Source organism: Nonomuraea sp. NPDC026600 (genome assembly GCF_040638335.1).
Lineage (GTDB): Bacteria > Actinomycetota > Actinomycetes > Streptosporangiales > Streptosporangiaceae > Nonomuraea.
Window position 1 is genome coordinate 156,293 of sequence record NZ_JBEZYD010000018.1, and the last position, 12,402, is coordinate 168,694.

The window sequence follows — 12,402 nt, forward strand, 5'->3', positions numbered from 1 at the left end:
TTACTCCTGAACGGTGACGGTGACGGTGGGCGGGACGCAGTCGCCGGTGCTGTCCGGCCAGATGTCGTCGTCGTCCCAGTCGTGGCCGGGGTCGTGGCGGTGACGGCTGTGCCAGGCTGGCGTGGGCTGGCCGCGGTACGGGGTCGCTGAGTAGCGCGGACGCGGCTGCGTGGGGCTGACGGTGTGGCCGGGTGGCGTTGTGGCCGCCCGGCTGGCCGGGCGGCTGGGGGCGCTCGTTGCCGTGGCCGGCGGCGTCGCCGTCGGCCGGGCAGGTGCGGTGGTCGGCGTGAGCCGGGGCGGGGTGCGTGCCGGTTTCGGCTGGGTGTTGGTGCTGGCACCGCGGCTGGGCCCGGCGGCGGGGGCCGGGGTGGCGCCGGTCTGGGCGGCTGCGCAGGCGGGCTGCTCGCCGGCGGAGCAGCCGGCGAGCAGGGAGCCGGTCAGCGCCGCGGTGGCGGAGGCGCGGGCGATGAAGTTCACGCGGTGAGCCTTTCGAGGAGGAAATTGGGAGTGTCGGCGGGCGGTGTCGGCGGATCGCCCGGTGAAGCTGCCGCGGCGGGGCGTGCACTTCGTGGCCCCTGCTGCTGGGCTGGGGCGTCAGGGGTGGAGCAGGTGAAGCAGGCCAGGTGACCTTCTGGCATTTCGATCACCTGGTGGCTGCGGTGTCGGCTGTTGAACAGCCACCGAGCGCGGGTGGCGTTGTGGCAGGCGCGGCAGCGCCAGGCGCCGGTGGCGAGGATGATGACGGTGCCGAACGTGAGGTCGTGCAAGTCCTTCTTGCAGCGGGCGGGGATCGCTTTCGGCGGGCGGGCAGGGCGAGGCTGGTCTTTCGGTGGCGGCCCGCCAGCAGGACGGCCGTAGTAGAGCCACCGCGAATAGCACAGCGTGCAGTAGCCCTTGACGATCTTTTCGACTGTGGCGTCGCATGCCGCGCACGGCCGTGGTTCGCCGGTACGCGTGCGTGGCTTCCTGGCGCGCTCGCGCGGGATCCGCTGATCTGCTCGCTGGCGGTAGCAGGCCTGGTTGTTCAGCTTCCAGGTTGCTTCGCAGCTGTCGCACGGCTGCTCGCCGCGACGTTTGTGGCGGCGGTAGGCGGCGACGCTTCCGCACGCCTGCTCGTCTTTGCGGCGTCCGCCGCGCCCGGTGCGGATGGTCGCGTACGGCAGCAGGGCGGGGTCGAGGCGGTCGGCGTGGGCGGGCCAGCCGTCCACAGCCCAGGCGAGCAGCGTGGTGGCGGGCTGGTCGTCGGGGATCATCGCCGCCATCATGATCATGACGAGGGGGATGGTGTCGGCGGGCATCTGCTGGATCGCCTGCAGGGCGGCGTCGGGGCCGTCGTCGCGGATGACGCAGGCCAGCTCGCAGGCTCGGCGGATCGCGTCGGAGGCGAGCCGGTCGGCGTCGGCGCGCGGCGCGGTGGGGTGGTCGGGTGCGGCGGGCATGTGGTCACCTCCTGGGTGTGACGGTGAAGGTTGGGCGGGCGCGGGGATTGGGGTGGGGTGGGTCGCCGTCGCCGGCGACCTGGTGATGCCGCCAGTGGTTCTCGTCGAACTGGCGGGTGCGCTCGGTGAGTCCGAGGAGTTGCCCGGCATGCTGGGGGTGCGGCGGCGGGGGCGCAGGCCGGCGTAGGCGTGCAGGGGCCGCAACCGGCCCCGGCTGCGGCCGGGCGGCTGGATCCGTGGGCGCCCCGTTCGGGCTGGTGCTGGTCAGGTGCGCTCGCACTGCTGGGTGATGAGCCGGTACACGCTGGCGGCGAGTTCGCTGGTCTGCTCGGCGGTGATGCGAACCTTGAGGGGGCCGATGTCGTTGGTGACGGCGGCGAGCGCCTGGCGGAGCTCGTCGGCGTGCGTGACGAACGCGGCCGGGTCGAACTTGTCCGCGGATACGCCAAGCATGTCGCCGCAGACGCTTCGCGCTGCTGCGGCGAGCGCCTCAAGGTGAGCAGCGGCTGCGCTGCCTGGGGTGGTTGCTTGCATGGTCCAGAACGCGAGCGCGGGAATGCTGACGCCGTCGGGCAGGGGTAGCAGGTCCTCGGGGCAGCCGGTGTCGGCGGTCATGTGAGGATGGTCCTTTCGGGGGTGGCCGGGGTGAGGCAAGCACATTTCGGGGTTTACGTCGCGCTGTGATCTCCACCGCGTGTCAACGCGGGGGGGCTGCTCAGGGGCGGGCCCGGCGCTGATCGGCGGGTCCGGCCGTTGGTCACTGGCAGATGCTGCAGGAGCAGCTCTCGGTTGGCGTGTGCTGGGCCAGGCCGAAGAACAGCCATCCGGCGTGAACGGGCTGGCCGCCGGTGAGGGTGGCGCTCACCACGCCCGACACGATCGTGCCGGTGTCCTCGTGCCGGTAGAAGTTGGCCTCCACGGCGTCGATGTCGAAGCTTTCGCCTGCGCGCACGATGGGGGTGAGTGCGGCGGTGATGGCGTCGGCCTCGTCGCGGTAGCCGCCGCTGAGGGCGCGGAGAGGGACCATGACGTGCCGGTCGGAGCCGCCGACGGGGAGGGCGCCGCATCGGGTGCCGTCGCTGAGCTTCTCGTGGCCGAGCAGGGACGGGTAGCGTTCGACGGCTTCCTCCAGGGTCAGGAGGGTGTCGCCGAGGACGCAGTACGCGCTGGTGCCGGCGATGGTGGTGTGCCAGTTGGCGCTGCCCTCGTCGTCGGTTTCCAGATAGGAGTCATCGGTGTTGTCCTCGGTGGCCTGCTGGTAGACGGCGTCGAGGTCGATGCCGTCGGCGTGGTAGTGCCAATGGGTGGTGGCCTGGTCAACGGGAGTGGTGGTCGGGACGCTCACGAGTTCGGGGGTGGCCTTTCTCAGCGGCTTCGGTGATGTCGGGGAAGGGAGGGGCCCCGGCATGGTGGCGGGGGCCCCAGGTGGCGTGGGTGGTCAGGAGGCAGCCATGCCGAAGAACAGCCATCCGGCGTGTGTCTTCTCGCCGCCCTCAACGGGGGCGCGCACGCTGCCGGAGACGATTCGGTCGGTGTCGGCGTGGAGGATCACGTCCATCTGGAGGTAGTAGCGGTCGACTGACTCGCCTTCGCGCAGGTACGGGGCCAGCGCGGCGTCTGCCGCTTCATCACGGGTGCGGTAGCCGCCGGGGACAGCGGGGATCGGCGCAGAGATGTCGCGTCGGGTGCCGAGCACTGGGATGGCGCCGCAGAAGCCGCGCTTCTCGATGCGGGGGTCGTCGAGCTTCTGGCGCGCCACCTCGAGGGCGTCGTTCATGGGGCGAGGGGTGTCGTCCAGGACGATGAAGCCGTCAGTTGTGGAAATGGTGCCGTTGTGGCGGCTGTGGCCGTTCTCTGCCACTGCCTCCTCGACCGCTGCGGCGTAGGCGCTCGAGGCGTTGATGCCGTGGGCGTAGGTCGTGAAGTCGTGTGCGCCCATGGGCGTCCTCCTTGGAGCAGGTGGGGGAGAGGGAGACACAGCAGAAACAATTCCCCTGCTGGCAGATAAAAACATACAGGATAGTTATTTATCTGTCCACTGGGGCGTGACGTTGCCGTGGGGGTTCCGGCTGCCTGGCGTCGTCAGTCGCTGCCGGGCAGGCCTTCCACGTGTGTGCGGACGTCGGCATCGTCGTCGGCGAAGAGGAGGCGTGCCGCTCGCGCGACGGCCTCCTGCAGGACGTCGCCCCATGCCGCAGAGGGGAGCATGGTCAATACGTCCGCGATGAGGTGCTGGGCGACGTCAGTGCCTTCACCGTCGAGCAGGCCGGCGTGGATGGCGTGCAGGGTGAGCGCGGTTGAGCCGCCGCTCCGCGTCGGCGAGCTCCATGGGCTTCTCGCAGCAGGCCGACACGATCGTTATCTATAGCTGATCATTGTTTTCGCAGGTGAGAGAGCTGTGTGTGGTTCCGGCATGTGAGGCACGCTCTCAACGCTCGCAGGCCCGGAGTGGAACCTTGGGGTGACGGCAGCACGATGTCGGGTTCGGTGTTCACGATCAGCCAGGGAGCGCCGCGGGTCCTTCTTCAGGAAGTGGTTGGGTGGCTGCGGCGTGAAGCGCCAGCTGCATGAGTAGCTGGTGGGGATCGCTGATGAGCCCTGGGTTCCGTTCGAGGAAGATCAGCTCTCGTTGGGTCAATGTCCGCGATGAGATGGTTCCGCTGGTTTTGAGGATCATGACTGAGCCGATCATGAGCACTGCGCTGCCTGTGCTCTCCAGCGCCTGGATGAGTTTGGCAACGGCCTCAGCTTGCTCCTGGTCCACTCGGGCCTGCGCTTGGTGAAGATGCTTGAGCTGCAGAGCGCGATGGACTTCGTCGGCGAGCTGCTTGGTGGGCTCGGCGGCGGCGGTGTCGCGAACGATCGCCCGGAGTCTTCGAAGCCAAGATCCGTGCATGGCCGGAGTCGCGTCGGTGACGGGAAGGCCGAACGCATCGAGAACGATGTTCAGTGCCTGCTCGACGTCCTCGTGCCCGGTTTCGTCGGTGAGATAGATCAAGATAGGGATCGTGGCGTTTCGAAGGCCGGGCATGAACGGAACGCGTTGCTGTTCGGTCACATGTCGTTGGAAGGCGTAGTGGATGCTATCGCCGACCGCGCGTTCCACCGGGTTCATGTCGTGGGCGATGCGCGCCGAGAAGTCCGTTGGGGGGATAAGGTCCAGCAACGCTAGCCATGCGGTGATCCAGGCACCGACATCCTCCTGCACTGCCTGCAGGACGAGGATCCCCTCAGCGGAGATCAGTGGAGTCCTGCCATCCACAACGTCGGCGACCTGTTCGGCGGTCAAGTAGCGGGAGCGCTCGGCGATCTCTTCGAGCTGCTCGCGGGAGCCGATGGAGAAGCGCTCGATGCACCTGTTGCGGAACGCTTTCTGAAGGTCCCTGGTCATCCTCTCGCGGGTCACATCCATCTCGTGCTGAGGTGGGCGGGCGGCGTCATCGGATTGGTCTGTCAAAGCGATCCTCCTCTTCCGTCTTCGGCTTTGCCTGAGGGGTCCTTCCAACGGCATCACGCAGAGCGTGCGAAGGCTAGGTATGACCCAGTGCTATGCCGGTTTGGACTGCATAGGAGGAGGGCTGGCCCCCTATCCGCGTTCGTGGGCGTCGGCGCAGCCGGGCAGGTTGCCTTCGCGGATCATGCGGCGCAGGCTGGTCCGAGCGGCGGCCAGGTCTTCCTCCAACGCGGGGACTTGCTGGCGGAGGGCGTCGCGCTGGGCCGTCAGTCTGTCCACTTCGCCCAGCAGGTGCTCGTTGTGCCGGGTGAGCTCGTCGATGCGTTCGACCAGATCCTGTCGGCCGAGCTGGTCCAGGCGTGCGCCTAGGGCGCGCTGCATCCCTGCGCGTAGCGCGTCGCGTTCCTGACGGAGCCGGGTGACCTCGGCGCGGGCCAGGGCCAGATCGGTGCGCAGCCCGGTGGCGGGAACCTCCGGCCTGGCCTGCGCCGAGGGTGCCGGCGTGGCGCGCTGGCGATCACGGGCGGCCAAGACAGCGTCCTTGACGCCGGGTGCGTAGACGAGCCAGGTGGACACGTCGGCGCGTCGGGCGACGGTGGCGAAGGTGATGGGCTCGCCGGCCGCCTCCAGTTCCTGGACGGCCTGAAGGGCGCGCTGCCGCTTGTGTTCGCTGTCGGCCCGGCGCGCCTGGCGCATCCCCTCGGTGGAACGGGCGCGCGCGGTCATGGCACGACCGGTCGCTGGGTGACCTCGACGATGGGCAGCAGTCGGCCGCGGGCGGCAGGGCTCGCCGCAGCCGGGACAGCTGCTCTGGTCTGCGGACTGTTCGTTGTGCCTGCCGGTGTCGGCCGGGTCGTTCGCGGTGGGGGCGTCGGGCACCAGATGCACGCCCCAGAAGGTATCGCCTGATTCATCAACGCGCGGGACGGCCGCAGCGGCGATGCCGGCTTCGGCGAGCTTGCGGACGACCCCATGAGCCGCCCATGGGTCTGGATGGCTGCTCAGGAACGCTTCTGCTGCGACGCCGCCGATGGTGCGGTCGCGCTGGTAGGGGATGACGGCGGGTCCGGCGAAGGGCAGGTCGTCACGGGCTGGATCCCAGGCGTGCTCTCCGCCGTGCAGGCAGATCAGGAGGCGGTGGGAGGCGTCGTCGTCGGGACGGGCGACGGGGTGGCGGGCGAGGCTGTCGCGGATGACGTGTTGGGTGGTCAAGGTCGAGTCCCTTGTTCGCAGGTGGTGCTGTCGTGGCGGGGCAGCGGGTCACACGATGACGGCGGGCGGCGTTGCGCCCGCCGTCACCGCGTCTACAGGGCGGCGCCGATCGTCTCGGCGGCGCATCGCCGGCAGGTGGCGATGTATCCGCCGCTCTCGCCGAGATGGCGGGATGCGGAGAGGCCGACGGGGCAGGCGTCACAGGTGAACAAGTCGCCGTTAGCGATCGCGACGCCCACCATGTCGATCAGTTCAGCGCTGGTCGCGGTGCGGGCTTCGATGTATCCGACGGAGGCCAGAAGGGCGCGCGGTTCGATCTCGGCGGCTGCGCGGCGCTCGGCGCGCGCGATGAGGAAGGCCATGCGGAAGAGCGCAAGGTCGGCGATGGCGAGCGTGGCGATCGCGGGCTGGTACACGAAGCGGAGCAGGTCGAACAGCACGGCGGCCTCCTGGGGCATCGCGGCGGGGTGAGCCACGGCAGGCGGGCGTGGCCGCCTGCCGTGGCTGCTTCTACAGGGCGGCGCTGGTGGCTTCGGCGGTGCAGCGGCGGCAGGTGGCGAAGTGTTCACCGCTCCCGCTGAGGTGGCGGGATGCGGAGAGGCCGACGGGGCAGGAGTCGCAGGCGAACAGGTCGCCGTTGAAGATCGCGGCGCTCACCATGTCACGCAGTTCGGCGCTGGTCGCGGTGTCGGCGTCGATGTATCCGACGTAGGCCAGGAGGGCGCGGGGTTCGATCTCGGCGGCGGCGCGGCGTTCGGCGCATTCGGCGAGGAAGCACGCAAGCGTGAGGGCGATGATGCCGATGGCGAGCGCGGGGACCACGATCGAGGGCTGGTAGACGAAACGGAGCAGGTCGAACAGCACGGCGGCCTCCTGGGGCATCGCGGCGGGGATCGCACCCCCCGTCTTCATGTTGAAAACAGTACAGGATAGTTATTTGCATGTCGAGTTGGGGTGGGGTGCCCCCGCCCGTGTGCGGGGCGGGGGGCGGGGGCGGCGCGAGGGCGGGGGTCAGGTGCGGCGGCTGGGTGCGCGGCGGGCGCGGTGGTGGCGGTGGGGCTTGTCGGCGGGGTCGAGTGCGGCGGCGATGCCGAGTATGGCGGCGAGGGCGGCGGCGGTGAGCAGGACGGCGGGCAGGACCGCGCCGCCGAAGGTGGCGGCGGCCATGGCGAGGGTGTCGGTGTGGTGCAGCGCGGCGGCGGTCGCCGTGGCCGTCGACGTGGTGGTCGCGGGGGTGGGGGTGGTCGGGATGAGGCGGGCGGCGGTGAGGGCGGCGAGGGCGAGGGTGAGGGAGATGAGGAACGAGCGGACGGCCACGATGGGGCCCCTTTCCTGGATCGGGGCGGGAGGATCGCACCCCTCCCACTTGAACACAAGAAAAACAGTACAGGGTCGTTAATTACGGTGGCAAATCTCCTCACCACACCCCGAAAACCCAGGCCAACAGGACACGCCCGTACCCACCGACACTCCGGCGAGTAGCACCATGTGCGCCCGGCATGAGCGACCGGAGCGCGCAACCGGCACGCCCCCGGCGCATACCAAGCCGGCTGACCGCCGAGACGGTGACTGACGTCGTCGGCGCCGCGGCGAAGGCGGCCGGGCTGACCGGCACGTGGCCCGGGCACTCGTTGCGGCGCGGGTTCGCCACTCGCCACCCCCGGCCCGCTGTTCGGCGACCCCGCCGACACCGTCCTCCACGACTATGACCAATCACGCGGCCGCTGAGCCCTGTCTCCGTCCCCAAGTTTCCGAAACGAGCCGTTCATGACCACCCCGAACAACTCCGCCCCGCCACTGCTCAGCGCGGCCGCCGACCTGCTGGAGTGCGTCGGCGAGCTGCCACCGCTGAACGTCACTCAGTCCGTGCTCGCCGGCGTCCTGATCACTCCCGCGTCCCTGGCCGCCAGCGAGGACGACCAGGAGGCCGTGGTGCAAGGCATCGCCACTGGAATGAGATGGCCGCTGCGGTGGCTCGCAGGGGATGACGGCTGGATCACCTCAGAAACGGTGTCGAACGTGCGAATCGAAGCGATCGCCGCCCCGCTCCGTCGCGCAGGCGCACGCGATCCCCTGACGCGCAGCACGGCCGTCACCGCGGCGGAGCACGCGGCGCTGCTGCGCGCCCTGGTCGACGTGCCGCCCGGCAGACCGCACAGCCGTCACGCGAAAGCGTCACACCCGCGCCAGTGACGGATCCGGGTACGGCTACGAGCCGCTGACCTGCTCAACCACCCACGTGGAGGATGCCGCGCGTACCGCCCGCCATCGGACGACGCCGGTTGGTCTAGAGATCCTGTCGGCGCGGCGGCGTACAACGACATCATGGACACATTCGACGTGATCTTGACAGCTCGCTCCAACACCGACCTGAAGCCGGAGGAGTTCGAGCGCCAAAAGGCGATGATCAAGCCGGTCATGGAGTGGGATCCGAGCACCTCGACGTGGCGGACGCGGATCAGCAGCTCACGCGCCGAGCAGGTCGGTAACGTCATCAACACCTTGTTCGAAGCCGCACGCGAGTATGGCACCGTCGTCACGGTGCGGCTGGTGCCCGCAGACCAGGCGGATGCGACCGTCGCGTCCGACTGACATCTACGAGCTGTGGGCGCCGAGGTGGCTCGGCGGGCGCTGGCACAGCCAGTCGTCGTCAGCAGCCGCCGAGGAGATCAACGCGCTGTTCGAGATGGCCCCCGGCTACGCCGCGGCGGAAGCCCGAACTGACCGCGCGGCAGGAGTTTCGGGAGTCGTTCGCGCGTACGCGCGCGAGCCCCGGTCTCCGCGGCCTACCGTCACGGTCGTGACGAGCACGCCCACTCCCCCGCCCGTTCCGGTAACCCGGGCTCCTGCGGGGGATCTTGTCTTAGTGCCTGAGTGTCGTCTCCGTGTTTTCGCGAGCTCTCCGTAACGTTCGAGGTCACTGACGTTGGCCAGTGGACGTCCGACGGACACGAAACGGGGAGCGATGGGCAAGCAGTCACGACGGCCCTACCGGCAGAACCGGCGCCACCGAGAGGCCGGCGATGATCTTACGCCGTTGTTCGCTGCCTACTTCCGCTTTCAGACCCATTCGGCACACGTGGTGCTGCAATGTGGCGTCAGAGACCACCGCCGGACACTGGCCATGACCCCTGAACAGGCGCGGGACATCGCTAAGGGCCTGCGGCGATGCCAGCAGCCCGCACAGGAGCAATACCCGGCGCTGGTGGGAACCACCTTTCCGGCGCCGGTGGGCGTCGCCGACGAGGATGACTACTTCGTCGCCATCAACGCCTGGGGCAAGCGCGCGCAGTGGATCGCGCCCGGCGCTGATCTCGGTCACTACGGTGGGCTGGCCGCCGCGCACGGTCATGTCGCCCTACTGCAGCCCAACCCGCAGCGCCACGGCCGGTATGTCGTGACCTACTTCGCCTTCGGCGACGTTGACACCTTGGCCGATTGGCTGGTCAAGCACGCCAAGGAGGCCGACGAGCACGCCACGGTTCACAACCTGATGATTGGTATGGCCGGCCCCTACGCACCGATCCCCACGATCGCCGACATCCTGGAGATCGCCCGCAGTGCACCCTGGCCACCCTCCGAGGCCAAGACCATCGCGATGTAGCGCCATCCGATGACATTTGGTTATGGCGACTCGCTGACCCCGAGCCCGATCAGCCCCGTCCGATGGCTTACGTTCCCGGGGGAGCAAGCTGTCACTGAGCCGGGACAGAGCGGCATGAGCAGGCGACCCGGCGAACACTCTCGGCGGGTCGCCTGTCAAACGGCGCAGGCGCAGCAACTGGCCTCACACCTGATGGCGCATAACCATGCCTCAGCGCGACGATCATGATCGATACTGGTCTGATGGCACGTGGAGCATCAGGTAGCGGAGACCAGGAACCGCTAGGCATCGGTCTGGATGCCCGCGGGCGGCTGCGCGCGGTCGCGCTGGACACCAACGCCATTGACCGCGGCCAGGTGAACATCGGGAAACTGACGACGCTGGCCACCCGGCTGAAGATGATCGGGCTCCCTGTGTGGATCCCCGAACCCGTGGCGTGGGAATGGGCCGAACACGCCGGACGGCAGTGGGAGCAGTTCACCGCCGCCGCATCCCAGCCGTATACGCGTCTGCGAGCGGCGGGGATCGACCTACCACCGCTTCCGTTCACTCAGCAGACTCAAGCGGTCCAAGACCGGGTCCTCGCGGCGATCCGCGCGATCGACAACCTCGTGGTGATCCCGCTGTCGCCGGCCAACGCCCTCGAAGGCGTGAAAGACCAAATTCTGCAGCGCCCACCGGGGCGCCTCAAAGCCACAGACTCCAAGTCGGGGCCGGTCAAGACGGGAGCGAGTGACTCCGCCTGGCTACGGGACCTGCGCGAGCGGGCCGACGGAGATCTAAGTCAGATCTTGCTAGTGAGCGGCGACCGGGACGTTGTGAACGCGTGCACGCAATGGGGCGTCACCCCGCCGCTGCTGCGCAACTGGCCGCAGCTCCTGCCAACGTTGTTCGACTTCACGCTCGACGATGACGATGCGAGCGTGACCCGGCTGATCATTGCCTTCCTGCGAGAGCGACTCGGCCAGACCGACCCGGCCGCCTCCTGCGGCTTCACCGTCACCGGCGACCCCGGGCAACTGCTGGAGCTCGCCGAAGATCACATCACCAGCTACGGCGCGGGCGGTCCGGTGACCTCAGCGACGGTAACGGAGCTGACAGCTGTGGCCGGGATCATGAACGTGACAGTCCAAGAACCCGACCCCGCCGCCCCGCCAGCACGCGCCGTTCAGCACGGCGTCGCACACAGCGCCCAGGCTCGCGTGTTCTTCCTCGGTACCGTCGATGTGCTGTACCTGCACGACGGTCGCACCAACAGCATGAAGATCGAGGACGTTCTGGTGTGTACCGAGATGTCGTTCGAGATTCGCGACGGCGGCGCTGTAATCGGGGCGGAGTCCCTAAGCGAGGCCGCGGTGTTCCAGACGGTCTTGTTCGACGAGCCCGAAGCGGCCTTCCAGGACCTCCTTGAGGCGTTCAGCACCATCCCCGGACTCAGCTTCCCCGACGAATGGCCCACCACAGAGACCGAACTGCGCGGCCCCGGCGGCGAGATGGTGATCGTTGAGCTGAGAGGGAGCCCATGGACAGATTGGACGGTTACCGTGTCCATCGGGGACGACCTCGTCGAGAGCGCTGCAGTCTCCTGTGAGCACGCCGAGGATGTCTCACCCATGTGGCGCGGGCCGGACTCGGCCGAAGAGAGCTGGGAACCACCGGTCCAGGTCGTCGTGCAGGAAGGAGACCTGTCCTACTGGAACCCCGCCTGGTCACTAGCGGCCTGGATGCTGGCGCGGCTCTCCTACGACGTCTCGGCCATGCGCGGCGCCCACACTTAGCGCGCGCCAGTCGGACAGGAACACCCCGTCTGGACGTCTGACCGGCCAGCAGCCGGGGCAACACCCAGGCAGTGAGGGTAAGCCGCGGTCACGACGCGGCCCCGGGCCGGTTCTCGGGAAGGGCAGTGGTGCGGCCAGGTCTCCCGGGGAGTGCGTCAGGGAAAGATCGTGCACCGACCGTCGAGTATGACGGCCAAGGCCGACATTCTGAGCGTGACCATACGCCGGTGCGCCGACAGTTTCCGGCCCGTGCCCGGAGGGTAGGGCGGGCTGAATCTGAGCTTGTGTACCGCGTCAGTGGCTGGCATGGCTTCCGAGCAGAAGCCCTGCAGGTCGATCAGGGGATGACCTCGAGTCGCACGTCTGGCCACAGCTCGGAGAGCGGTGCGGGTTCCCGCGTCAGAACCGGCCATCCGCGCTGCTGGGCGGCTAGGGCGACGGCGCCGATGGTCCCGGCGTACGCCGCTCGGGCATTGGCGGCGCGGAGTGTTTGTGCAAGAGCAGGGATGCTGCCCCGCGTGATCTCGGTGACCACGGTGATCGGCATGCCCAGCAGGACGTCGACCACATCGTGACGGTGATCGGGCAGCTGGGCGATCGCTGCGGCGACCGCAGGGGCGGGCACGACGATGACGAGGCCGTCCTCCAAGGATGACCACACCACGGCCTGGGTGTACTGGGTTCCACCGCGCCCACGGCTGAAGTCGAGAATCGCGCTGGTGTCGAAGATTCGGCCGCCGATCACTGGTCGGGGGTACCGCCCGTGATCTCGGCGAAGTTGCGGCGCACGTCTGCGAGCGCGGTCTCGTCGGGCACCACGCCCGTGGCGTCGGCCAGGAGCGTCTTCCAGCGCGTGACGTCGTCCGCGCTGAGAGGGCGAATCTCGGCGAGTGCGGTGTCCATATGGCCATGGTA

Annotated in this window: 18 protein-coding genes; 6 read left to right on the plus strand and 12 right to left on the minus strand. The window is 68.8% G+C overall.

Features of this window, described 5'->3' with window-relative positions:
- Both AB0F17_RS35080 and AB0F17_RS35085 read right to left on the minus strand, forming a co-directional pair.
- Entirely contained in the window at window positions 1-477 is a 477-nt protein-coding gene (locus AB0F17_RS35080) for a hypothetical protein (RefSeq protein WP_358031685.1), read from the minus strand.
- Entirely contained in the window at window positions 474-1,439 is a 966-nt protein-coding gene (locus AB0F17_RS35085; protein WP_358031687.1) for a hypothetical protein, read from the minus strand. Before AB0F17_RS35085 ends, AB0F17_RS35080 begins: the two co-directional genes overlap by 4 nt.
- 52 nt (window positions 1,440-1,491) lie before the next feature.
- Here AB0F17_RS35085 and AB0F17_RS35090 point away from each other — a divergent pair, with 52 nt between their 5' ends.
- A complete protein-coding gene (locus AB0F17_RS35090) occupies window positions 1,492-1,626 on the plus strand; it encodes a hypothetical protein (RefSeq protein ID WP_358031689.1) in 135 nt (44 codons plus the stop codon).
- Window positions 1,627-1,703: 77 nt separating this feature from the next.
- On the opposite strand, the gene AB0F17_RS35095 is transcribed toward AB0F17_RS35090, so the two are convergent.
- From AB0F17_RS35095 to AB0F17_RS35105, 3 genes are all read right to left on the minus strand, one after another.
- Window positions 1,704-2,054 (minus strand): hypothetical protein, encoded by a 351-nt coding sequence (locus AB0F17_RS35095; RefSeq protein WP_358031691.1) that lies wholly within the window; start codon window positions 2,052-2,054, stop codon window positions 1,704-1,706.
- Window positions 2,055-2,196: 142 nt separating this feature from the next.
- Window positions 2,197-2,784, minus strand: coding sequence for a hypothetical protein (locus tag AB0F17_RS35100; protein ID WP_358031693.1), 588 nt, complete (start codon window positions 2,782-2,784; stop codon window positions 2,197-2,199).
- 93 nt (window positions 2,785-2,877) lie between these two features.
- On the minus strand, window positions 2,878-3,378 hold the full coding sequence (locus tag AB0F17_RS35105) for a hypothetical protein (RefSeq protein WP_358031695.1): 501 nt from the start codon (window positions 3,376-3,378) through the stop codon (window positions 2,878-2,880).
- Window positions 3,379-3,548: 170 nt separating this feature from the next.
- Between AB0F17_RS35105 and AB0F17_RS35110 the strand changes: the two genes are divergently transcribed.
- Window positions 3,549-3,740, plus strand: coding sequence for a hypothetical protein (locus tag AB0F17_RS35110; protein WP_358031697.1), 192 nt, complete (start codon window positions 3,549-3,551; stop codon window positions 3,738-3,740).
- Window positions 3,741-3,936: 196 nt separating this feature from the next.
- Here the strand turns inward: AB0F17_RS35110 and AB0F17_RS35115 are convergent, their stop codons facing one another.
- The 5 genes from AB0F17_RS35115 to AB0F17_RS35135 form a co-directional block, all read right to left on the minus strand.
- Window positions 3,937-4,896, minus strand: a complete 960-nt coding sequence (locus AB0F17_RS35115; RefSeq protein WP_358031698.1) for a hypothetical protein — start codon at window positions 4,894-4,896, stop codon at window positions 3,937-3,939.
- 129 nt (window positions 4,897-5,025) lie between these two features.
- On the minus strand, window positions 5,026-6,105 hold the full coding sequence (locus AB0F17_RS35120; protein ID WP_358031700.1) for a DUF6262 family protein: 1,080 nt from the start codon (window positions 6,103-6,105) through the stop codon (window positions 5,026-5,028).
- A 92-nt stretch (window positions 6,106-6,197) separates the two neighbouring features.
- The gene (locus tag AB0F17_RS35125; RefSeq protein WP_358031702.1) at window positions 6,198-6,545 is read right to left on the minus strand and encodes a hypothetical protein; all 348 of its coding nucleotides are present in this window, start codon (window positions 6,543-6,545) and stop codon (window positions 6,198-6,200) included.
- 70 nt (window positions 6,546-6,615) lie between these two features.
- Window positions 6,616-7,017, minus strand: coding sequence for a hypothetical protein (locus AB0F17_RS35130; RefSeq protein WP_358031704.1), 402 nt, complete (start codon window positions 7,015-7,017; stop codon window positions 6,616-6,618).
- A 99-nt stretch (window positions 7,018-7,116) separates the two neighbouring features.
- Entirely contained in the window at window positions 7,117-7,422 is a 306-nt protein-coding gene (locus tag AB0F17_RS35135; protein ID WP_358031706.1) for a hypothetical protein, read from the minus strand.
- Between the two features lie 450 nt (window positions 7,423-7,872).
- Here AB0F17_RS35135 and AB0F17_RS35140 point away from each other — a divergent pair, with 450 nt between their 5' ends.
- The 4 genes from AB0F17_RS35140 to AB0F17_RS35155 all read left to right on the plus strand — a co-directional run bounded on the left by AB0F17_RS35140 (window position 7,873) and on the right by AB0F17_RS35155 (window position 11,487).
- Window positions 7,873-8,298: a hypothetical protein gene (locus AB0F17_RS35140; protein ID WP_358031708.1), complete on the plus strand. Its 426-nt coding sequence runs from the start codon at window positions 7,873-7,875 to the stop codon at window positions 8,296-8,298.
- Window positions 8,299-8,430: 132 nt separating this feature from the next.
- Window positions 8,431-8,697: a hypothetical protein gene (locus tag AB0F17_RS35145; protein WP_358031709.1), complete on the plus strand. Its 267-nt coding sequence runs from the start codon at window positions 8,431-8,433 to the stop codon at window positions 8,695-8,697.
- A gap of 373 nt (window positions 8,698-9,070) precedes the next feature.
- On the plus strand, window positions 9,071-9,709 hold the full coding sequence (locus tag AB0F17_RS35150; protein WP_358031711.1) for a hypothetical protein: 639 nt from the start codon (window positions 9,071-9,073) through the stop codon (window positions 9,707-9,709).
- Between the two features lie 242 nt (window positions 9,710-9,951).
- On the plus strand, window positions 9,952-11,487 hold the full coding sequence (locus AB0F17_RS35155) for a hypothetical protein (protein ID WP_358031712.1): 1,536 nt from the start codon (window positions 9,952-9,954) through the stop codon (window positions 11,485-11,487).
- 337 nt (window positions 11,488-11,824) lie between these two features.
- On the opposite strand, the gene AB0F17_RS35160 is transcribed toward AB0F17_RS35155, so the two are convergent.
- Together AB0F17_RS35160 and AB0F17_RS35165 are read right to left on the minus strand one after the other, a co-directional pair.
- Window positions 11,825-12,232 (minus strand): hypothetical protein, encoded by a 408-nt coding sequence (locus AB0F17_RS35160; protein WP_358031714.1) that lies wholly within the window; start codon window positions 12,230-12,232, stop codon window positions 11,825-11,827.
- Window positions 12,229-12,390, minus strand: a complete 162-nt coding sequence (locus tag AB0F17_RS35165; protein WP_358031716.1) for a hypothetical protein — start codon at window positions 12,388-12,390, stop codon at window positions 12,229-12,231. Before AB0F17_RS35165 ends, AB0F17_RS35160 begins: the two co-directional genes overlap by 4 nt.
- Window positions 12,391-12,402: the final 12 nt, after the last annotated feature.